Here is a 22,024-nt window from a genome sequence, read left to right on the forward strand (position 1 = left end):
TCGCTATTTTCGCGTTGGCACGCCTACAAAGCTGGCAAGTGCCGCGGTAACGGTTTTAAGCTCTTCAGATGTGTTTATGTTGGTGAATGGCGCAAGCCCGGAAACCAGATCGTCAAATACGACCTTTGATGCGTTAAGCGCCTGCAACGGTCCCCGCACCCGCCGATCATCATCGGCAAGCTTTTCACCAATCATATGGGCCGCATCCCGGTGCCAGATGCTGGACAGATAATGGTCACGATCCGCGTGGCTGGCGAAGGCGGCTTTAGCGTTGTCAGTCTGCGCAGCATTAAGTAATTGCGCAACCATATCAACCGGTACAATCGGGCAATCAACCGGGAAGGTCACAAGCCAGTCGGTATCTTCTGGCAAGGCACCAAGCCCGCCCAAAATGCCGCCCAGCGGTCCTTGCCCGGCTTGTGGTTTGTCGGCAACGACCCGCAAGCCGTAAGCTTTAAAAACATCCTCATCCTCGTTCGAGGAAATCATCACATATTCGCATTGCGCTTGGGCAACTTCGATCACGCGCGTCAGTAACGTTTTGCCGCCAACCTCGCGAAACGGTTTATTGCCGCCCATGCGCTTGCCTTCACCACCGGCAAGGATCAGTGCGGCGGTTTTCGGACGCTTGTTTTTTCGGGTGAGGTCGGAGGATACCGTCATGCCGTTGCGATCCAAAACGTTCTGATTAATGACGAAAAGTCACAGCCATGTTGCCTTTACGGCAATTGCCTGTGTGGTATTTGTCGCCTATAAATTTCATAAGCACAATGGCAACGTCACGTAAAACGTTGGCCCGAAACCGGACGACCGGATTTCGTCATCAGACCATCGGGGACGGCCCCTTTTACCAAGGAGGCCGCAATATGGCCTGGATTTCATTACTGATTGCAGGACTTCTCGAAATTTGTTGGGCCGTGGGCCTGAAATATTCCGAAGGTTTCACCAAGCCCATCCCGAGCATCTTTACCGTCACGGCCATTGCCGGCAGTTTCTGGCTGCTTGCCATTGCCATGCGCACAATCCCGTTGGGCACGGCCTATGCCATATGGACCGGGATTGGTGCCGTTGGCGCGGTGATTTTCGGCATCATGGTTCTGGGTGAGTCTGCCAATATCGGGCGCTTGGTCGCGATCTGCCTGATCCTGTCTGGCATCGTGATGTTGAAACTGTTTAGTCCGAGTTAGGCTAACGACCCACATATTTCAAAATACAAAACGGGGCAGCGACTGGCTGCCCCGTTTTCATTTTCAGACCGCCAAACGTGTTAGACGCCCGCCGGAATACCGCTGCGTTCAACTTTACGCGGCGAAGTAATTTCCTTCCATTTGGAAAGCGCCTTGTTCACGGCTGGATAAGGTTCGCGGCGGATGAATTCGCCGTCACCGCATTTGGCAATGACAACGCCTTCTTCCGCGGCAATGCGCCCACGGCTGATGGTATAGCGCGGAAGACCGGTGACTTCGTGGCCTTCAAACACGTTGTAATCAATTGCTGATTGCTGGTGTTTGGCGGTGATGGTTTTTGACGCCTTCGGATCCCAGACCACAAGATCGGCATCTGCCCCGACAAGGATTGCCCCTTTGCGCGGATAGACATTCAGGATCTTGGCAATATTGGTCGAGGTCACCGCGACGAATTCATTCATCGTTAGACGGCCGGTATTCACCCCGTAGGTCCACAAAAGCGGCATGCGGTCTTCAAGACCACCGGTGCCGTTCGGGATTTTGGTGAAATCGCCGACACCCATGCGTTTTTGTTCAGTGGTGAACGCACAATGGTCGGTGGCAACAACCTGAAGGCTGCCCGATGCCAGACCGTTCCACAAGCCATCCTGATGCAGCTTGCTGCGGAATGGCGGAGACATGACCCGGCGTGCGGCATGGTCCCAATCCGCATTGGCATATTCGCTGTCATCAAGCACAAGATGCTGGATCAACGGTTCACCGAATACGCGTTTACCGTTGGCACGCGCGCGGCGGATGGCTTCGTGGGCCGGTTCACACGATACATGGACGATATAAAGCGGCACATTGGCCATATCGGCAATCATGATCGCACGGTTACAGGCCTCGCCTTCAACATCCACGGGCCGTGAATAGGCATGTGCTTCGGGCCCGTTATTGCCTTCGGCAAGCAATTTCTGCTGCAAGGTCGCAACCACATCGCCGTTTTCGGCATGAACAAGCGGCATCGCACCGAGTTCGGAACAGCGCGAGAAGGATGCAAACATTTCATCATCATCGACCATAAGCGCGCCCTTATAGGCCATGAAGTGCTTGAATGTGTTGATGCCTTTTTCTTCGACGACGATTTTCATTTCGTCAAAGACCTGTTCGCTCCACCAGGTCACGGCCATGTGGAAGGAATAATCACAAACCGCCTTGGACGATTTGTTATCCCATGCCTGTAATGCTTCAAGCAGCGACTGGTTCGGGGCCGGAAGGCAGAAATCAACCACCATGGTCGTGCCACCGGCAACCGCGGCCTTGGTCCCGCTTTCAAAATCGTCTTCGGAATAGGTGCCCATAAAGGGCATTTCCATATGGGTGTGCGGATCAATCCCGCCGGGCATGACATAGCAGCCGTCGGCGTCAATCACCTTGTCCCCGGTCAGGTTATCCCCGATCGCAGCAATCTTGCCGTCTTCGACCAAAATGTCGGATTTATATGTCAGATCGGCGGTAACAATGGTTCCGCCACGAATAACCATGGACATCGGTGGCTCCTTGTCTGTCTTTGGGGCGAAAAGTTGCGGGCAGTCCCGGCATTCCGCCAATTTCCCCGACATCGTCAGGGCTTAAATTCAAACGTCGGCTTTAAGGTAGATCCGTCCGGCGAACAGATGCCCGCCGGACGGTTCAAGATCGGATTACATCGCGCTCTTGTCGGTTACAGCATGGGTCCAGGCACCTTCCGGCTCCTTGGAGATCACCGGATCGGAACCACCAGACAGCAGGCTGTCAACGGTACGCTGATAGGCTGCTTCGTCCAGTTTGCCGCTGTCACCCAGCAGCTTGGCGATTTCCTGCATCATGCGAACCTGATGCTTTTCGGTCTGGGCACCGGTGGCATCGTTATCAAGAACGATCATTGCCGCGTCTTCCGGGTTTTCTTTTGCCCACATCCAGCCCTTCATGCTGGCATCGACAAAGCGTGCCATCTTGTCAACGAAAGCCGGATCTTTCAGCTTGTCTTCAAGAACATAAAGGCCGTCTTCAAGGGTTGCGACACCCTGATCTTCATATTTGAAGACCTTAAGATCGTCGGCCAAAATACCGGCATCAATCACCTGCCAGTATTCGTTATAGGTCATGGTCGAAATGCAATCGGCCTGTTTCTGGATCAACGGATCAACGTTAAAGCCCTGTTTCAGGACGGTAACGCCTTTGTCCCCGCCATCGGTCGGAATGCCAAGTTTCGACATCCAGCTTAAGAAAGGATATTCGTTGCCAAAGAACCAGACGCCAAGCGTCCGGCCCGGGAAGTCATCCGGGCTTTCAACACCGGTTTCCTTCAAGCAGGTCAGCATCATGCCGGATTTGGCAAATGGCTGTGCGATATTGACCAACGGAACGCCTTTTTCGCGCGATGCCAAAGCAGACGGCATCCAGTCAACAACCACATCTGCACCACCACCGGCAATAACCTGTGGCGGGGCAACATCCGGGCCACCCGGATTGATCGTTACGTCAAGATCAGCTTCTTCGTAGAAGCCTTTGTCGAGTGCCACATAATAGCCCGCAAACTGGGCCTGTGTGACCCATTTAAGCTGCAAGGTTACTTCATCTGCTGCCATCGCCGAAAACGATGAAAGCCCGAAACCCAACCCCAATGCAGTCGCAAATAATTTATTCATTCGTCGATGTCTCCTCAGGTTGTAGTCAAGTCCTCCCGGTGGGCCGTCTTTGATTGTGCCTTTAATGGCGACGTACCCTAAAAGACGGATGCCATGACGTTGCTTTTCTCTCGATATAAGCCACGGCTCCGTAGAAGGCAGTCCCCGCAAGGGCTGCCAATGCGATTTCCGCCCACACCATGTCGATATTCATCCTGCCCACCTCGGTCGAGATGCGGAAGCCCATACCAACAATCGGGGTGCCGAAAAATTCGGCGACGATTGCACCAATCAGCGCAAGCGTGGAATTGATTTTAAGTGCGTTGAACACAAATGGCATCGCCGCTGGCAACCGCAAACGAAACAGCGTCGACCAATAGCCCGACGCATAAGTCGCCATCAGGTCCTTTTCCAGTTTCCCTGCTGCATTCAAACCGGTCACGGTATTCACCAGCATCGGGAAGAAAGTCATGATCACGATAACTGCGGCCTTTGATTGCCAGTCAAAGCCAAACCACATCACCATGATCGGGGCCACGCCAATGATCGGCAAGGCCGAGACCATATTGCCAAGTGGCAAAAGACCGCGTTTCAGGAATGGCACACGGTCAACCGCAATCGCGACGATAAAGGCCGATCCGCAGCCCATGACATAGCCACTGAGAACCGCCTTCACAAAGGTCTGATAGAAATCAGCCGCCATGATGTCGGTCGATGTCACAAACCGAACGCCGATCATGCTGGGTGGCGGCAACAGAACCTGTGGCACGCCAAATCCGGCAACGACGACTTCCCAGACAAACAGCAACCAGACGCCGAATGCGACGGGCACAAAGATATTGGCTGATTGCTGTTTGGCAGTTTCAAGACTGCGGTAATTGGCAATCACATCAATCCCGCGCCAGACAAAGGCCCAAAGCGAGATGATAAACAACCAGAACCCGGTGCTGGCATAGCCAGCCACACCGTATTCATAAAGTGCGTCAATCGCCTGCCATGATCCAAAGACCGCAACCGCCAGAACGATTACCGCATGCCAGACCGTGCGCACACCAATCCATGTGAATGCCGCCCCGGTGATCACGCAAAGTGCCATCGCACTGGCAAGACCGGTAATATCACCCACAAAGGCAACCTGTTTGCCGGTATCAAGATCAACGCCCGCCAGCGGGAAGATCAGGGCCAGAAGGGCTGCAATTGCCGCGACCAGACAAAATCGATCAAGCTTTATCTGTGTCATGCGCCACCCCCCATGCGGGCCAGAACACGCCGTTCGCACCAACCGACAATCATTACCATCATTGCCGCGACAAAGGCCGCGGTAAACAGGGCCGACCAGATTTGAATGGTTTGACCATAATAGGACCCGGCCAGAAGCCGCGCGCCAAGGCCTGCCTGTGCGCCGGTTGGTAGTTCACCAATGATCGCGCCGACCAGACTGATCGCAATTGCGACTTTCAGGCTGGCAAACAAATACGGCATCGCAGATGGCAAACGAAGCTGCCAGAAGGTCTGCCATTTCGAGGCATTATAGGTCCGCATCAGATCAAGCTGGATGACCTGTGGGGACCTGAGCCCCTTGACCATGCTGATCGTGATCGGGAAGAAACAAAGATAGGTCGAAATAACCGCTTTTGGGATCAATCCCTTGATCCCGATCGCACCCAGAACAACAATCACCATCGGCGCAATCGCAAGGATCGGGATGGTTTGTGATGAAATCACCCACGGCATCAGGCTTTTTTCAAGCGTCGTGACATGGACAATGCCGACCGCCAAAAGAATGCCCAACAACGTCCCGCTGGCAAAGCCAAGCAAAGTCGAGGAAAGCGTCACCCAGCTATGATAGACCAAGGACCGCTTTGACGTGATCTTGGTGGCAAAGATGGTCTTATACATTTCCTGAACGACTTGATGCGGTGCTGGCAGGATCGGGCGTTCCTGTGCCAGTGTATCTTCGATCAGCTGCGTCGTTGTCCAGGTTTGATCAGCCCGGTTATAGCGGTCAATCTGGGTCGGGGCATTCATGAAAATCGCCCCGACATACCACATGACCAAAAGCGTAATCACAATGACACACACCGGCCCCGTCTGGCCCGACATCATACGGTTCCAAAGCGACGGTCCGGCAATCGATCCGGTCAGGCTGGCTGTGTTACTCGTCATTGCCATGCCCCGCGCGTAGCCCTTCACGAACACGATGGGCAATTTCAAGGAATTCCGGGGTTTCACGGATATCGAGAGTCCGGTCCTTGGGGAAGTTGGTTTCGATCACATCAATGATCCGGCCCGGACGCGGTGACATCACGACGATTTTGCTCGAAAGATACACCGCCTCGGGGATCGAGTGGGTGACAAAGGCAACCGTCTTGTTGGTCCGCGCCCACAGCTTCAACAGCTGTTCATTCAAATGATCACGGACAATTTCATCAAGGGCGCCGAACGGCTCATCCATCAACAACAAATCGGCATCGAATGACAGCGCACGCGCAATGGAGGCCCGTTGCTGCATGCCGCCTGACAGCTGCCATGGGAATTTCTTTTCAAACCCGTTCAGCTCAACAAGCTTCAGGGCATCATGGGCACGTTTGATGCGCTCTTCCTTGGAAAGCTCCATGATTTCAAGCGGCAAGGTCACATTGCGTTCAATGGAGCGCCAGGGCAACAGGGCGGGTGCCTGAAACACATAGCCATAAGCACGGTTTTCACGTGCGGCTTCGGGCGAAACGCCATTGATCGAAATATCGCCACCCGTTGCCTTTTCCAGATCGGCAATCACACGCAACAGCGTGGTTTTCCCACAACCCGACGGGCCGATAAAGGAAACAAAATCGCCTTCGTCAATCGTCAGATCAACTTCGGAAAGCGCATAAACAGGTCCGTCAGCCGTCTGAAAGGTCAGCGACAGGTTTTTAATATCAACAACTGCTTTCTTTGATGCGGGCATCGCAGCAACATTATTGACGACTTCTTTTAGCGTCATGGGGTATCCCCTGATCGTATGTCTCTCTCGGAACCAAAAGTGTCTCTTTTGGCGCACTCAATGGAAGCTTCCCTCAGGGACGTTGCCCTGAACCTTGCCGACATTTACCCGGTCGTTGCCGGAATTGCGGAATAAACCCGCGTGTCGGTCAAAGCAAAACGGCAAGCGGATTTGCCCGCTTGCCGGCATTCTGAAATCAATCCCCGTCCGTCAGGCGCGTATAGGTCGAAGGCCTGCGGTCGCGGAAGAACTGCCAGTTATTGCGAATTTCGCGCACCATCGACATATCCATGTCATGGACCAGCAATTCATCCTGATCACGCGATGCCTGTGCTTCGATCTCGCCGCGTGGATTGACGAAATAGCTTTGGCCATAAAACTCGCCGATATCCCATGGGGCTTCGCGCCCGACCCGGTTGATCGCACCGATAAAGCACCCATTGGCCACCGCCGATGCGGGCTGTTCAAGTTTCCAGATATATTCCGAAACCCCGGCAACGGTCGCCGACGGATTGACGATATATTCCGCACCATTGAGTGCTAGCGCACGCCAACCTTCCGGGAAGTGGCGGTCATAGCAAATGTAAACACCAAGCTTGCAATACTGGGTTTCAAACACCGGCCAGTTCGATGCACCGGGTTTGAAGAAGAACTTCTCCCAGAAACCGGCAACATGGGGGATATGGGTTTTGCGGTATTTCCCAAGATAAGTCCCATCGGCGTCAATCACGGCAGCGGTGTTGTAATAAACCCCGGTAATGTCTTCCTCATAGATCGGAACGACAATGACCATTTTGTATTTGGCCGCCAGTTCGCACATCAGTTGCGTGGTTGGGCCATCGGGGATTTTTTCGGCTGCGGCATACCATTTCTTGTCCTGACTGGGACAGAAATACGGTTGCGTGAAAACTTCCTGAAAACACAGGACCTGCACACCTTTTTTACCCGCCTCTTCGATATAAGGCAGGTGTGCTTCAATCATGGCCTTGCGGATTTCTTCGGGCGTCTGATCTGTTGAGCCTTTCAGGCTCATTTGAATCAGGCCCCCTCTCAGCTTTGACATCCGAGATACCTCCTTGATCTGATATTTTATGCCCTTGCCGCTTATGCGGTCTGACGGACTTATGCCCGAACGCGCCCCAAAGACCCTTTGTTTTTTTTGGGTCATTTCCCAGATGGGACGCGATCAGAAAATCGCGAAACAGATGTTTCCTCAGCAGCGTTGCAGAACCGTTTGGTTTTTATCGGAACTGCAAGCAAGCACCCTTTGCCCATCCAGGGGCAAAGGGTTCGGTGTCTTTGATCCTAGTCGATCTCTTTAAGCACTTCGCGCAGTGTTCCAAACAGCTCATCAATATGTGATTTCTCAATGATCAGCGGCGGAGACAGCGCAATGATGTCGCCGGTGGTCCGGATCAGGATGCCTTTTTCAAACGCCTTGAGGAAGGCATTGAAAGCACGCTTGGTCGGGAATCCTTCGATCCCTTCAAGCTCGATCGCACCGATCAGGCCAAGGTTACGAACATCTTTGACCAATGGCAGGTCGATCAGGCTATGCACCGCATCTTCCCAATACTGGCCAAGTTCCTTGCCCTTGCTATACAGACCTTCTTCTTCATAGGTCTCAAGCGTTGCCATGGCAGCCGCACAGGCAACAGGATTGCCCGAATAGGTGTAACCGTGGAACAGCTCGATCATGTTTTCAGCACCGGTCATGAAGGCATCATGAATGGCATCCGTGGCAAACACGGCCCCCATCGGGATCGTCCCGTTGGTAAGACCCTTTGCGGTTGTGACCAGATCCGGCTGAACACCGAAATAATCCACGGCAAACGGCGCGCCAAGGCGACCAAAACCGGTAATGACTTCATCAAAGATCAACAAGATGCCGTGCTTGGTGCAAATCTCGCGCAGGCGTTCAAGATAGCCCTTTGGCGGGATCAGAACGCCGGTCGACCCTGCAACCGGTTCAACAATGACCGCCGCAATCGTTGACGGATCATGCAGCGCGCAAATGCGTTCAAGATCATCGGCAAGGAATGCGCCATGTTCAGGCATTCCGCGTGTGACACCGTTTTCTTCGGGCAGATAGGTATGACGGATATGGTCAACACCGCCCAGCATCTGGCCAAAGGTTTTGCGGTTGCCCGAAATGCCGCCAACCGAAATGCCGCCAAAGTTCACACCGTGATAGCCGCGTTCACGCCCGATCAGGCGGGTCCGCTGTCCATCACCACGTGCGCGGTGATAGGCCAGTGCGATCTTAAGCGCCGTCTCAACCGATTCAGAACCAGAGTTGGTATAGAAAACATGGTTGAGATCACCCGGCATCAACTGTGCCAGACGATTGGCCAGTTCGAACGCCTTGGGGTGGCCCATCTGGAAAGCAGGCGCATAGTCCAGCTCGTCCATCTGTGCTTTGACGGCTTCGACGATTTTTGGACGTTTGTGACCGGCATTACAGCACCAAAGGCCTGCGGTCCCGTCCAGAATCTGGCGGTTATCGTCGGTCGTGTAATACATGCCATCGGCAGCGACCAGCATACGCGGCGTCTGCTTGAACTGGCGGTTGGCCGTAAACGGCATCCAGAATGCCGAAAGGTCATTCGGTCGGCTGATTTTCGTGGTGGCTGTCATAAAAGGTCTCCCGTACCTTTTTATTGCTTCCCTGATACCGGATCGGATGCGGGCATCTGACGTCCGATATCTGATATTTTGTCCCGATCCTGAATGTTCGATTTGGTGTGGTGACCAATATGTCGCACATTCACTGTCTGAGACGGCCTGCCAAGCAGGCAGGCAAAAATCGTTAGCATGAGACACGCCCATGCACTAGAGCTTTAACACGACCGGAGAATTGTTTCGAATATTCGACCGTCAAACACCATTTCAGCGACCCTGTTTTTTGTTTACGGCGTCTATTTTCTGTTTATCTTTCATCGGTGCTGTTCGATATTTTGGACAAAACCGACTCTTGACCTTGGTCAAGAACGACGCGCATAAAAAAGTTTCTTTTGCATATTTACGGTAGAGGTTATTTTAACCTGACCAAACGGTCAAGATAAATGACGCAAATCAGAGAGCATGGATGACCTCATTTAAAACCGGCGCTAAACAGGACCATCAACCTGGCGGAAAACCCGCAGTAAACGGCGCGCATAAGGCTGCAATTCGTCAAGAAAACGAAGAGCAAATTCTTGCCGCTGCCGAACAGGTTTTTGCCGATTATGGCTTCAAGGGTGCGACCACTGCCCGCATCGCCGAAATGGCCAAAGTTCCCAAGGCCAATGTGCATTATTATTTCAGCACCAAGGAAGTGATCTATCGCCGGATCATGGAAGATGTCTGTGATCACTGGCTCCAGGCTGCGATGACGTTTGATAACAGTGCCGACCCGGCCGTCATCCTGCGCGGATATATCGAAGCCAAAATGGATTTATCGCGTGCCCGGCCCTATGGATCGCGTCTTTGGGCCCATGAAATCATCCGTGGGGCGAAATTCTCGTCTGATTACATTTCGACCACGGTCAAGAACTGGCTTGATAGCCGCGTTGTCGTGATCAAGGGCTGGATTGCCGAAGGCAAGATGGATGACATCGAACCTTATTCATTGATGTATATGATCTTTGCCACCACCCAGCACTACGCCGATTTCGGACGTCAGATTGAAATCTTCAACGATGACCAGCCACTAAGCGAAGAACAATTCGCCGAAGCAAAAGAAAACGTCGTTAGAATTATCCTTAAAGGCGTTGGGCTTAGCTGAAAAACCAACCAAGCCTTCTCTAAAAGATAGCACACCCACCACTTCCGGATAGTTGTGCAATCATGCGCACGGACAAATCTTTAATGGCAGCCTTACCGTCCATTGTCCGAGGTCCAGAATGGCGCGCCCGACCTTTTCCAAGTGCGCCGCCGGAATGTGTTTTGCTGTTTTAATCTCTGGCGGCCTGATTGCCGCGCTTGCCCCCACGGCACGCGCAGAGTCCCCTGTTATCCAATTGACTGAAAACACAACGGCCAACACCGGCTGTCGTGCCATGTCTGTCGGTGGTGCCAGTGGTTGGGAGCCGATTTCCTACATTGATCAGGAAGGTCGGCAAGGTGGCGTTGCGATTGATATCCTGAAACAATACAGCATGGATCACGGCATCCGGCTTGATCTGCTTTTGGACATTCCCTGGTCACGGTCGATCCAGATGCTGGACAAGGGCGAAATTGACGTCATTTCAGGTGCGTATTTCACCGCAGAGCGGGACAGGATTTACACCTATAGCGAACCCTACATCTCCGACGATGTCATGATTTTCCAGCATCGCGAAAATCAGTTTGAAGTCACCGGAATGCATGACCTGATCGGCTATCGCGGTGCCCGTCCGCAAGGTGGAAGCTATGGCGATTACATCGACAAATATGCCGAACACCGTCTGGATATGATGTTTTCACCGACCGGCGACCGCATTTTCAATGTGCTGCTTAGCGGGCGGGCCGACTATGTCATGCTGGGCCGATATGACGGCATGGCCAATATTTCCCGCGACAAACTGGCAAATGAAATCAAGCCGGTCGAACCACCGATTGTCCGAAACGAAGTCCGTTTTCTGTTTTCGCGCAACAGCCCCTGTGCCCGCCATGTCGAAAACATCAATATTCTGATCGAAACACTTGATGAAGATGGCACGCTGCAAAGATGGACCCAAAGCCATCTGAGTGATGCTGACAGCGGCAGTTGACCTGACGACAGACGACGCCCCACGCCCCCGCGCCCACCAGCCGGACAATGAAAAGCGGGGCGGGATAAACCCGCCCCGCCCGGGTGGCTGCATGGTCAGCCACGGGAGGTCCATTTAGCTGCGATCAATCGGACTTTGCCATGACCGTTTCATCGGCCTTGGCCAAAACAGCACTTAGAAGAACCTGGCCACCGGCATCGGACCAGTGTTTGTGAACTTCTTCGATTTCATTGTGCGAAATGCCATCGACACACGGGATAAAGATCATGGCCGTTGGGCAAACTTGCGCCAGATAACAGGCATCATGACCGGCACCCGATACGATTTCACGTGACGAGAACCCGCCAAGTTCGGCACCCTTACGCACCGCATCCACGCAAGACGCATCAAACGGGACCGGGGCGTAATAGAAAATCTGTTCGAACTCGGTTTCAAGGCCGATATCGCTGGCAATTTTTTCGACACCTTCGCGCAATGCCTTGTCCATATCGGCCAGCACCGCATCATCAGGATGGCGGAAATCGACCGTAAAGAACACTTCGCCGGGGATCACGTTGCGTGAATTGGGATGGATTTGCATCATACCAACCGTGGCACAGGCCAGAGGCGATCGATCCAGACCAATCTTGTTGACCAGATCGACAACACGTGCAGCCCCCAGCAGCGCATCCTTGCGGGTTTTCATCGGGGTCGGTCCGGCATGGGCTTCGACCCCTCTGAATTTGATTTCATACCACCGCTGGCCTTGAGCATCGGTGACAATACCAACGTCCTTGCCTTCGTCTTCAAGGATCGGGCCCTGTTCGATATGGGCTTCGAAATAGGCCCCCATCGGATGGGCATCGATGGTTGGTTCATCCGGCCCCATATAGCCAATGCGCTTCAGTTCTTCGCCCATGGTTTTGCCGTCGATATCGGCGCGCCCATGACCGTATTCCAGATCAAAGACCTTGGCAAAAACGCCAGATGACACCATCGCCGGGGCAAAGCGCGATCCTTCTTCATTGGTCCATGACACCACCTCGATCGGGGCTTCGGTGTCGTATTTGGCTTCATTCAGGGTGCGGATCACTTCAAGCCCGGACAACACGCCATACACACCATCATATTTACCGCCGGTCGGCTGGCTATCAAGGTGGCTGCCGATAACAATCGGCGGCAGGTCGGGGTTCTTGCCTTCGCGACGGGCAAAGATATTGCCCATCTTGTCAATACGGATCGAACAGCCTTCGGCCTCGCACCATTTGATGAACAGATCGCGGCTTTCACGGTCAAGATCGGTCAGGGCCAAACGGCAAACGCCGTCCTTTGGCGTTTTACCGATTTTGGCCATTTCCATCAGGCTATCCCAAAGGCGATCCCCGTCAATCGACAGATTACGTACACTGGGTTGAACAGTCATAAATTCGTCCTTCTTCCTTGGTGGCGCTGATGGCTTATTCTGCAGCCTGACTCATCGGGTTGAGCGGATGTTCCGGCCATGTCATCGGTGGCTTATCGGTTTTGACCGGCTCCATGGTGATACAATCAGGCACCGGGCAAATGTGATAGCAAAGGTTACAGCCAACGCATTCCTCATCGACCACTTCAAACACACGCCCGCCTTCGGGCTTGTTGGTCATGGTGATGGCCTGATGGGATGTATCTTCACAAGCAATATGGCACCGGCCGCACTCAATGCAGTTATCAGGGTTGATCACTGCCTTGGTGTCGTAATTCATGTTCAGCTCGTTCCAGTCAGCAACCTGTGGAACCGCCGCACGGGTGAATTGATCGACACTGGTATAGCCTTTGTCATCCATCCACTGGCTCATGCCATCAATCAGATCGTCCACCACGCGGAAACCATAAATCATCGCAGCAGTACAGACCTGAACCGCATTTGATCCCAGCGCCATGAACTCGACCGCGTCTTTCCATGTGGTGATGCCACCAATACCGGAAATATCAAGGTTACGGGTTTCTGGCGTCCGGGCGATTTCGGCCACCATGTTCAGGGCAATCGGTTTAACCGCCGATCCGCAATACCCGCCATGGGTGCCTTTGCCATCAACAACAGGTTCGGGGATCATGTTGTCGATATCGACCGAAATGATCGAGTTAACAGTGTTAATCAACGACACCGCATCCGCCCCGCCCTTATAGGCGGCCTCGGCCGACCACAGGATGTTGGTGATGTTTGGCGTCAGTTTGGTAAAGACCGGAATATCGACCGCTTCCTTGACCCAGCGAGTGACCTGTTCGACCATTTCCGGGACCTGCCCGATGGCCGATCCCATGCCGCGTTCGCACATGCCGTGCGGGCAGCCAAGGTTAAGCTCGATCCCGTGCACACCGCTTTCGGCGATCTGCTGGGCAAGGTCTTTCCAGATTTTTTCTTCGATCGGGGCCATCATAGACCCGATGATGACGTGATCAGGATATTCTTTTCGGCATTCGCGGATTTCCTGAAGATTGACCGCCAATGGCCGATCAGAAATCAGTTCAATGTTGTTGATGCCCAAAAGACGGCGATTCTGATCATGGTGCGCGCCGTAACGTGATGACACGTTGATCACGGGCGGATCAATGCCAAGGGTTTTCCAGACAACCCCGCCCCAGCCTGCCTCGAAGGCACGCACGACATTGTATTTTTTGTCCGTCGGCGGTGCGGATGCCAGCCAGAACGGGTTTAGTGAATCGATCCCGGCAATTTTGCAGCTTAGATCAGCCATTTTCTCTCTCCCTCTGACTGGTGCTTAGGCGCTGGTGGATTTAAGGAATGCATCAATGGCGATGGCGGCCTGTTTGCCGTCTTCAACCGATTGCACGGTCAAATCTTCACCACTTTTGATGCAGTCACCACCGGCAAACACACCGGCCGCAGTCGTTTGATAGGTTTTATCGACAACGATTTTGCCGCCGGTGATCTCCATCCCGGCAAGGTCATCGGTTTTGATTTTTTGTCCGATGGCCTTCAAAATCTGATCGGCACGCACTTCAAAGGTCTCACCGGTTCCAACCAGTTTGCCGCTGGCATCAAGTTCGGTTTTTTCGAACTCCATGCCGATCAGCTTGCCATTGGCCTTGATCGCAACCGGTTTGGCCCAGTAACGCACAACAACACCATTGGTTTTGGCCAGATCCTGTTCGAACTCGGTCGCGGACATGTTTTCAGCCCCACGGCGATAGACAAGGGTGACTTCTTCTGCCCCCAGACGCTTGGCCTGAACCGCGGCATCAATTGCGGTATTGCCACCGCCAATGACGATCACGTTATTGCCAACCGGCATATCGGATTTCGGTTCTGTCTGACGCAGTTGTTCGATGAATTTGATTGCGTCATCAACACCGGGGAATTCTTCGCCTTTAAGGCCAAGATTGTTGGTCGATCCAAGACCAACACCGACAAACACCGCATCATAGGAATCCTGCAATGCCGCAATGGAGATGTCTTTGCCAAGGGCCTTGTTATATTCGATGCGAATACCGCCAATTCCCAACAGGAATTCAACTTCGCGCTGGGCGAAATCGTTGGTCATCTTATACGCGGCCAAACCATATTCGTTTAAGCCGCCCGGCTTTGCCTTGGCTTCAAACACCGTCACATTGTGACCGAGCATCGCCGCACGGTGCGCGCATGATAGCCCGGCGGGTCCGGCACCAATCACGGCAATGTTTTTGCCGGTTTCAGCAGCACGTTTGAACGGATGGGGCAAATCTTCGCGGGCCATCAAATGATCGACGGCGAAACGCTGCAAGCTGCCAATTTCAACGGCGGTGTCTTCGGCGACATTGCGCACACAGGCCTGTTCGCACAAAACTTCGGTCGGGCATGCACGCGCACAGGTGCCCCCCATGATGTTGGCTGACAAAATGGTTTTTGCCGCGCCATCCGGGTTACTTGTGCTGATCTTGCGGATGAAGCTTGGAATATCAATCGATGTTGGGCACGCGGTGACACACGGCGCATCATAGCAATACAGGCAGCGATTGCTTTCTGCCATTGCCTGTAGCGTGGAATAAGCCGGATGCAGATCGGAAAACCCGTCATCTGCGTCATTATGGCCGATAGCACCATGGGCGGCACCGGACTTCTGAGCTTGCTTGGCCTGCAAGTTGGTCATTGCTTTTGTCTCCCTGCCAAAAAGGCGTCCTCTCCTGACGTCATCGAGAGACAAAACAAGAATGCAAATACGGATCGACCAACGGCCTGCATTTGACCCCACGGCGGGATCAGAATGGATTTATGGCGTTACGTGGACGGGCGCGGGCCCGACCAACCATGGGTCTTCTCGTATCGACATTCTTGGCGTATCCGTCCGGCTTATGCCGGTTCCCAGTATTTAATCTGCCGTGCATTTATAGTTTCGGGGTTATCCCCGGTTGATTACACGTGCAGATGCCTCTCTCTGACGTAAACAGCATGTCCAATCCTGATCATTTGGTCAAGATTAAAAATTCGCCACTGAATTGAAAATCGCATTCCCTGGAGTTTCGTTTTATAAACCGCAGAAAACTGCCCTTGAAAAGGGTGAACCTTTATCGTCTTCGGTCCAAGAATTACTCGGCCGAGGATATTTTTCGCAAAAGAATGATCTGTTTTGATCAACCAGCCTGATTTGAATATAGGCAAATGATGCCATTAACCAAACAGTGCCCATTGATTAACCAGTCCTCATAAAATGCCGGTCAATCCAACAGAGCGAGAAGGCTACACAGCCGGTTGTATGTACTTTTTTTCGATGTAATTACAAAATTTCCCCCAACACAGACATGCCTTTCAGCGGGATTTATTTTGTTTTGCGGCGGAAAACGCATATCAAACAGATAAGTAAAACCTACTACATTCAACTTTTTAGCGAAAATATTTCATTTTTATGTATCCTTTATCTGTGTCGCCTCAACTGGCGGCGGGGAATGCATATCGGGGAAACCGTCGTACCGCCGTCATTGACCATCGCGATCAGGTGCAAGTGAAATCATTGCATCACGTGCCGTGGGAGAATCATCTGACAACCCAGTCTCTGATCAGGAGAAGCACATGACCGATCAGCCGATACTCGTGGGCTATGACGGAACTGATGCAGCACAGCGTGCTGCTGAATTTGCCGGTCAACGCGCAGCAGCCGTAGGCTGTGCCGTTCATCTGGTATTCGTTCTCGAATGGTCCCCTTACAGCTTCCTTTCAACAAAGGAACTGGAAGAACGACATCAAAGACGCACAGAAGAATTGTCGCGGGCAGAGGAAACCCTCAAGCCTGCGCTGGAGGCTCTCGCTAAACTTAAAGTTCCGGTTACTTCGGAGGTCCGTTACGGCCATTCCGGCGAGTTGATCTGTTCGATTGCCAAAGAAAAAAACGCATCACAGATCGTTCTTGGCCGCAAAGGCGGCTCCGCTTTGGGTGCGCGGTTGCTGGGCAGCTTGCCCCTGACACTGGTTCAGGCATCGCCTGTTCCTGTCACGGTCGTTCCGTAAGGTAATCACCATAAACTGATAAACCGGAGAAACTTCATGTTCTGGAAAAAGACAGCAATGGCCAGCGCCGTTGCAGTAATGTCGACTATTCTGCCACATGTCGCCGCCGCGCAGGAAGTCAGTCTAGATGAAAAAATCAACCAAGCCATCGCCCCCGTTTCCAACGTTATCGCCGGGACCATATTCTATTCAATCCCGGTGGCTGGCACCGCCTTTCCGCTGATCGTCGGCTGGCTGGTGGTGGCTGCCACCATTTTCACCCTGTATTTCGGATTTGTGCAGTTCCGCAAATTCGGCCATGCCATTTCACTGGTTAAGGGGGATTATTCCCATCCTGAAGACGCTGGTGAAGTCTCACACTTTCAGGCACTTGCCACCGCCCTTTCGGGCACGGTCGGGCTTGGCAATATTGCCGGTGTGGCCGTGGCGGTTTCCATCGGGGGGCCCGGCGCGACATTCTGGATGATCCTTGCCGGTTTGCTCGGCATGGCATCGAAATTCACCGAATGTACGCTGGGTGTTAAATACCGTAACGAATATGAAGATGGCCGGGTCTCTGGTGGTCCGATGTATTACCTGTCCAAGGGGCTGGCCGAACAAGGTAAACCGGGATTGGGCAAGGGATTGGCCATTCTGTTTTCGATATGCTGCATCGGCGGAGCCGTTGGTGGGGGCAATATGTTCCAGGCCAATCAGGCCTTCCAGCAGGTCGTCAATGTCACCGGTGGTGAAAACAGCTTTTTGGCCGGATCGGGTTGGCTGTTTGGTCTTGTCATGGCGATCATTGTCGGTGTCGTGATCATTGGCGGGATCAAATCCATCGCCAAAGTGACCGAAAAAATCGTGCCTTTGATGGCGATTATTTATGTCACCGCCGGGCTGATCATTATCATCAGCAACATCTCGATGGTCGGCGACGCCTTTGCTCAAATCTTTGTCGGCGCCTTTACCGGTGCGGGTGTTGCCGGTGGTGTGGTTGGTGCGCTGATCCAGGGCTTTAAACGTGCAGCGTTTTCCAACGAAGCCGGTATTGGTTCGGCCGCAATTGCCCATGCGGCTGTCCGGACCAAAGAACCAATCACCGAGGGCTATGTCGCCCTTCTGGAACCGTTCATTGATACGGTGGTGATCTGCACCATGACCGCCCTTGTGATTACCATCAGTGGTGAATTGAATTCCGGTCTGACCGGGGTTGAGCTGACCTCGGCTGCCTTCGCATCGGCCTTTACGTGGTTCCCCTTGATCCTTGCATTGGCCGTGGTCCTGTTTGCCTTTTCGACCATGCTGTCATGGTCCTATTACGGGCTTAAAGGCTGGACCTATCTGGTGGGTGAAGGCAAAGGCAAGGAGATCATTTTCAAACTGTTCTTCTGCCTGTGCGTGATCGTCGGGGCATCCATGAGCCTGGGTCCGGTCATTGATTTCTCGGATTCCATGATCTTTGCCATGGCGATCCCCAACATTATCGGCCTGTATTTCCTGATGCCGGTCGTACGTGGTGAGGTCAAACAATACTGGGCCAAAATCGAAAGTGGCGAGATCAGAAAGGTCAAATAGATCGAACTGAAATTGATCCACCATTTGAAACACCCCTGCACATTCTGCGGGGGTGTTTTACGTTTGATATCCGTGTCCACACGGTGCCTTGCGTGGATGACATGGCTGCTGATCGTGCAGGTCCCTTTGCAATTTGGGTCAAATATGCGATTTTAATCGGCAATAAAGGCGTCTCATGATATGAAGCGCGCCAAGCCCATATGAATTGGGCAACAGAGATTTCCCGCAGACGACCAATAGAAAAGACCCGCAAGTGATGAGTAATCAATCGCGCCGTTCCGAATTGCTGATGCCCGCAGGCTCGCTCGAAAAACTGAAAGTCGCTGTGCTGTATGGCGCAGATGCCGTTTACATGGGCACGCCGGACTTATCGCTTCGGGTTAAAAGCCAGATGTCCCTGCAAGATGTGGTCGAGGGTATTGAGTTTGCCCATGAACATGGTGTTCGCGTTTATCTGACGCTGAACCTGTTTTCCCACAACAAGGACATCGACAAACTTCCGGAATATGTCGATACCGTGCGCAAGGTCCGCCCGGATGGCTTGATCGTTGCTGATCCCGGCGTCTTCATGTTTGTCCGTGAACATGCGCCGGAACTTGATTTGCATGTCTCGACCCAAGCAAACGTCTGTTCTTGGCAAAGCGTAAAATTCTGGCAAAGCATCGGTGCGAAACTTGTCGTTCTTGGACGTGAAGTTTCTTACGAGGAACTGACCGAAATTCGTGCGAAATGCATGGATATCAAGATCGAAGCGTTTGTTCATGGTTCGATGTGCATGACCTATTCGGGTCGTTGCCTTTTGTCGAACTTCATGGCCGAACGTGGCGCAAACCAGGGTGCGTGTGCCAATTCATGCCGCTGGAAATACAAAGTCCACATGAAGCTTAAGGACGGCACGGTTAAGGAACTTCACCTGACCGAAGAAAACCTTGAGATGTTTGACTTCTTCCTTGAAGAAGAAATGCGTCCGGGCGAATTGATGGAAATTCAGGAAGACGAGCGTGGCTCTTATATCCTCAATTCCCGCGATCTTTGCATCATGCCGAAACTTGAAGATTACCTGAAAATCGGCGTTGATAGCCTTAAGGTCGAAGGCCGCGGCAAAAGCCCGTATTACGCAGGCTTGGTTGCACGCGCCTATCGCATGGCGATTGATGACTGGTACGAAGATCCGGAAAACTGGTCGGCTGAGACCTATATGAAGGAACTTTCGACCATTCCGAACCGGGGCTATACCCTTGCCTTCCACGAAGGCCGCCTGACCAATTATGCCCATGGCTATGACACCAATAACAATGTGTCTGATTGGGAATTTGCCGGGATGATTTTGGAAGTCGAAGACGACGCCTTTATCATGTCGGTCAAAAACCGCATGTTGCCGGGCGACGTTATCGAATTCGTGCCCCCACGCTCGCGCCAAACCGTTTTCATCCGCATGTATGAATTCATCGATGCCAAAACCGGCAAAGTCGGCGAAGCAGTTCATGCCAACACCCATCCGCGCATCCGTGTTCCGTTCTCCCTGTTTGAACAGGAAGACCCGGAATATCTGCGCACCGCCTTCCCGCCGATGACCATCGTTCGGAAGGAAAAAGCCCTTTCCGAAGACGAATGGCAGCGCCTGAAACTTGATCAGGAAGGCCACAAGATCGAAATGGGCAAAGGCAATGAAGAACGCTATGACGCGAAACGCGAAGCACTTCAGACCGCCCTTGATGATCGTCAGAAAGAACGCACGTTCAGAACCCCGCGTGTTGGCACCAAAGGGTGCTGTGGCCGCGGTTGCAATGGGTGTTTGATCTTCTGGCACGACCCAAGCTATGCCAAGGCACGAGAAATCCTTGCCAAACGCAAACAGGGTGAGATGCTTGAAAGCGACGGCAAGACGATTGCCGCTGAATAAGCTTCCCGACCCTCGCACCAATTAAAAACGGCAGCCTCCTGATGGGGCTGCCGTTTTTTTTTGATTACTTGATGGCCTTTTCGGCCTGTTGCTCCAGCTTGTCGATCCGGCGCAAGCCCAGCCAACCAAGGCCCAGAAACACAATCAACAAGATCGGGCTCAGCAAGGTCAGATTGCGTTCCAGCAATTCCGACATCCCCTCGCCCAAGGCATATCCAATCGCAAAGAACGACCCGATCCAGATCAGGATTGATGCGATGCTCAGTGGCAGAAACCGCATGAATGACATCGAACTCATCCCCACCGGAAACACACTGATCGAGCGGATGGTGTTGGGATAGCGGCACAACAGGATATAGGCGACACCATAATGCTCAAACAAGCGCATGGTTTTGCCCAGCCACTTTGAAAACGAGTCTGGAAGTTTCCTGACAATCGCATCGCCATATTTACGCCCCAGCCAAAAGCGCAGCATGTCGCCCACAAAGGCACCGGACAGCATCGCGATCATCGATGGCCCGATCAGAAGACTTTCGGACACCACAAAGATGCCGACAAAAATCGGCAGGATGCTCGCCTTACTGACGCAATAGGTAAAGATCAGGGTATAGACCAGATCCTGATGGTCCTGAATCCACAGATTAATCGTCTCTATCACGTCGATACTCGCCTGTTTGAAAAATGGGTGTCGCGTTCTAAGGCACGGTCATTCATTTGACCAGTGTGTCACATCACACCTTGTTTCAGACTGATCGCTGGGATTATCTGGTCAAGCTTCACGCAATCTCAAACCGGATCGGCTGGGCGCCTTCCCACAGGGTCATCTTTCCAAGCTTCTCGACGTCTTCGAGATTGCTGGTCACGGTGATGAAATGGTTGCCGGCAAGTTGGCCCATTTTGGACGCAAAATGCACCCCGCCATAGGCCAGCAGGATTTCGGTTTCGCTGATCCCGCCGGGATAGAGGATGATCTGGCCCGGTGCCGGATAGCTGGTGTGGTTTTCATAGCCAACGCCAAACTGATAATCGCCCAAAGGCATCCACACACCTTCGCCCGACCAACGCACATGAACAGCCTTGCTTTCAAACGGCATGCGTTCAACGAATGCCTTGCAGGTTTCAGGCGCCTTTTGGGTTTCAAGAACCCCGTCAAAGGTAAAAGGTCCGGCGGTGATTTTAATCTTGGTCATATCTATTCCCTGATTGATGGCGCGATCCGCATATCCACACGGTGACTCGCATCGTCAAAACGTGCTTTGACCAAGGGCTACACCGGACGTTAAAGGGGGTCAATTATCTTTGCGGCACCATCTTTTACCATCTTGGGTCATGCACAAATTGCAATGCCCCATACCAAAATGCGCCGGGTTGTATTTCTCGAAAACAAAAAAACGGCCTTTTGAGCCACTTTTTGCGCCGCAGCATGACTTCTTCGACGATCCTGCGATTAGATCATAACAAAACGCATGAAAATTTCACTTGCGCCGAAATTCGAACAGGCGTAAATCCCGACTTGCCCAAAGTCGCACGTGCCTGTGGTGGTCCTGCTTAT

Annotated in this window: 19 protein-coding genes; 6 read left to right on the forward strand and 13 right to left on the reverse strand. The window is 52.8% G+C overall.

Annotated features, from left to right (window positions below; genetic code table 11):
* Nucleotides 1-3 precede the first annotated feature (3 nt).
* Nucleotides 4-663, reverse strand: a complete 660-nt coding sequence (gene mobA, locus ACQ0MK_RS10995; RefSeq protein WP_430472619.1) for a molybdenum cofactor guanylyltransferase MobA — start codon at nt 661-663, stop codon at nt 4-6.
* A 203-nt stretch (nt 664-866) separates the two neighbouring features.
* Between mobA and sugE the strand changes: the two genes are divergently transcribed.
* Nucleotides 867-1,187 (forward strand): quaternary ammonium compound efflux SMR transporter SugE, encoded by a 321-nt coding sequence (gene sugE / locus ACQ0MK_RS11000; protein WP_430472620.1) that lies wholly within the window; start codon nt 867-869, stop codon nt 1,185-1,187.
* 80 nt (nt 1,188-1,267) lie between these two features.
* On the opposite strand, the gene hydA is transcribed toward sugE, so the two are convergent.
* From hydA to ACQ0MK_RS11035, 7 genes are all read right to left on the reverse strand, one after another.
* Nucleotides 1,268-2,719: a dihydropyrimidinase gene (gene hydA, locus ACQ0MK_RS11005; RefSeq protein WP_430472621.1), complete on the reverse strand. Its 1,452-nt coding sequence runs from the start codon at nt 2,717-2,719 to the stop codon at nt 1,268-1,270.
* A 153-nt stretch (nt 2,720-2,872) separates the two neighbouring features.
* Nucleotides 2,873-3,859 carry an ABC transporter substrate-binding protein gene (locus tag ACQ0MK_RS11010; protein ID WP_430472622.1) on the reverse strand — a complete coding sequence of 329 codons (987 nt, stop codon included), beginning with the start codon at nt 3,857-3,859 and terminating at the stop codon, nt 2,873-2,875.
* Nucleotides 3,860-3,920: 61 nt separating this feature from the next.
* On the reverse strand, nt 3,921-5,078 hold the full coding sequence (locus ACQ0MK_RS11015; RefSeq protein WP_430472623.1) for an ABC transporter permease: 1,158 nt from the start codon (nt 5,076-5,078) through the stop codon (nt 3,921-3,923).
* Nucleotides 5,075-6,004, reverse strand: a complete 930-nt coding sequence (locus ACQ0MK_RS11020) for an ABC transporter permease (protein WP_430472624.1) — start codon at nt 6,002-6,004, stop codon at nt 5,075-5,077. Before ACQ0MK_RS11020 ends, ACQ0MK_RS11015 begins: the two co-directional genes overlap by 4 nt.
* Nucleotides 5,994-6,785 carry an ABC transporter ATP-binding protein gene (locus ACQ0MK_RS11025; RefSeq protein ID WP_430476023.1) on the reverse strand — a complete coding sequence of 264 codons (792 nt, stop codon included), beginning with the start codon at nt 6,783-6,785 and terminating at the stop codon, nt 5,994-5,996. The genes ACQ0MK_RS11020 and ACQ0MK_RS11025 overlap by 11 nt, the downstream gene beginning before the upstream one ends.
* Nucleotides 6,786-7,017: 232 nt before the next feature.
* Nucleotides 7,018-7,854, reverse strand: a complete 837-nt coding sequence (locus ACQ0MK_RS11030; RefSeq protein ID WP_430472625.1) for a nitrilase-related carbon-nitrogen hydrolase — start codon at nt 7,852-7,854, stop codon at nt 7,018-7,020.
* Nucleotides 7,855-8,126: 272 nt separating this feature from the next.
* Nucleotides 8,127-9,458 (reverse strand): aspartate aminotransferase family protein, encoded by a 1,332-nt coding sequence (locus ACQ0MK_RS11035; protein ID WP_350041776.1) that lies wholly within the window; start codon nt 9,456-9,458, stop codon nt 8,127-8,129.
* 451 nt (nt 9,459-9,909) lie between these two features.
* Here ACQ0MK_RS11035 and ACQ0MK_RS11040 point away from each other — a divergent pair, with 451 nt between their 5' ends.
* Both ACQ0MK_RS11040 and ACQ0MK_RS11045 read left to right on the forward strand, forming a co-directional pair.
* Nucleotides 9,910-10,587: a TetR/AcrR family transcriptional regulator gene (locus ACQ0MK_RS11040; protein ID WP_430472626.1), complete on the forward strand. Its 678-nt coding sequence runs from the start codon at nt 9,910-9,912 to the stop codon at nt 10,585-10,587.
* A gap of 118 nt (nt 10,588-10,705) precedes the next feature.
* Nucleotides 10,706-11,554: a substrate-binding periplasmic protein gene (locus tag ACQ0MK_RS11045; protein WP_430472627.1), complete on the forward strand. Its 849-nt coding sequence runs from the start codon at nt 10,706-10,708 to the stop codon at nt 11,552-11,554.
* A gap of 124 nt (nt 11,555-11,678) precedes the next feature.
* Here ACQ0MK_RS11045 and ACQ0MK_RS11050 read toward each other — a convergent pair whose 3' ends face one another.
* Genes ACQ0MK_RS11050 through ACQ0MK_RS11060 form a run of 3 tightly spaced genes read right to left on the reverse strand, consistent with a single transcriptional unit; the run spans nt 11,679 to nt 15,660 of the window.
* Nucleotides 11,679-12,956: a Zn-dependent hydrolase gene (locus ACQ0MK_RS11050; RefSeq protein ID WP_430472628.1), complete on the reverse strand. Its 1,278-nt coding sequence runs from the start codon at nt 12,954-12,956 to the stop codon at nt 11,679-11,681.
* Nucleotides 12,957-12,990: 34 nt separating this feature from the next.
* On the reverse strand, nt 12,991-14,268 hold the full coding sequence (preA, locus tag ACQ0MK_RS11055) for an NAD-dependent dihydropyrimidine dehydrogenase subunit PreA (RefSeq protein WP_350046600.1): 1,278 nt from the start codon (nt 14,266-14,268) through the stop codon (nt 12,991-12,993).
* Nucleotides 14,269-14,292: 24 nt separating this feature from the next.
* Nucleotides 14,293-15,660 (reverse strand): NAD(P)-dependent oxidoreductase, encoded by a 1,368-nt coding sequence (locus ACQ0MK_RS11060; RefSeq protein ID WP_430472629.1) that lies wholly within the window; start codon nt 15,658-15,660, stop codon nt 14,293-14,295.
* Nucleotides 15,661-16,577: 917 nt separating this feature from the next.
* On the opposite strand from ACQ0MK_RS11060, the gene ACQ0MK_RS11065 reads away from it, so the two are divergent.
* The 3 genes from ACQ0MK_RS11065 (at nt 16,578) to ACQ0MK_RS11075 (ending at nt 20,472) form a co-directional block, all read left to right on the forward strand.
* Complete coding sequence (locus ACQ0MK_RS11065) at nt 16,578-17,012, forward strand: universal stress protein (RefSeq protein WP_430472630.1); 435 nt, start codon at nt 16,578-16,580, stop codon at nt 17,010-17,012.
* A 36-nt stretch (nt 17,013-17,048) separates the two neighbouring features.
* Nucleotides 17,049-18,569 (forward strand): alanine/glycine:cation symporter family protein, encoded by a 1,521-nt coding sequence (locus ACQ0MK_RS11070; protein WP_430472631.1) that lies wholly within the window; start codon nt 17,049-17,051, stop codon nt 18,567-18,569.
* A 256-nt stretch (nt 18,570-18,825) separates the two neighbouring features.
* The gene (locus ACQ0MK_RS11075; protein WP_430472632.1) at nt 18,826-20,472 is read left to right on the forward strand and encodes a U32 family peptidase; all 1,647 of its coding nucleotides are present in this window, start codon (nt 18,826-18,828) and stop codon (nt 20,470-20,472) included.
* A 64-nt stretch (nt 20,473-20,536) separates the two neighbouring features.
* Here the strand turns inward: ACQ0MK_RS11075 and ACQ0MK_RS11080 are convergent, their stop codons facing one another.
* Both ACQ0MK_RS11080 and ACQ0MK_RS11085 read right to left on the reverse strand, forming a co-directional pair.
* Nucleotides 20,537-21,130 (reverse strand): DedA family protein, encoded by a 594-nt coding sequence (locus ACQ0MK_RS11080; protein WP_430472633.1) that lies wholly within the window; start codon nt 21,128-21,130, stop codon nt 20,537-20,539.
* Between the two features lie 118 nt (nt 21,131-21,248).
* Complete coding sequence (locus ACQ0MK_RS11085) at nt 21,249-21,662, reverse strand: DUF3830 family protein (protein WP_430472634.1); 414 nt, start codon at nt 21,660-21,662, stop codon at nt 21,249-21,251.
* Nucleotides 21,663-22,024 lie beyond the last annotated feature (362 nt).

It is taken from the genome of Thalassospira lucentensis (genome assembly GCF_050516545.1).
Taxonomy (GTDB): Bacteria; Pseudomonadota; Alphaproteobacteria; order Rhodospirillales; family Thalassospiraceae; genus Thalassospira; species Thalassospira lucentensis_C.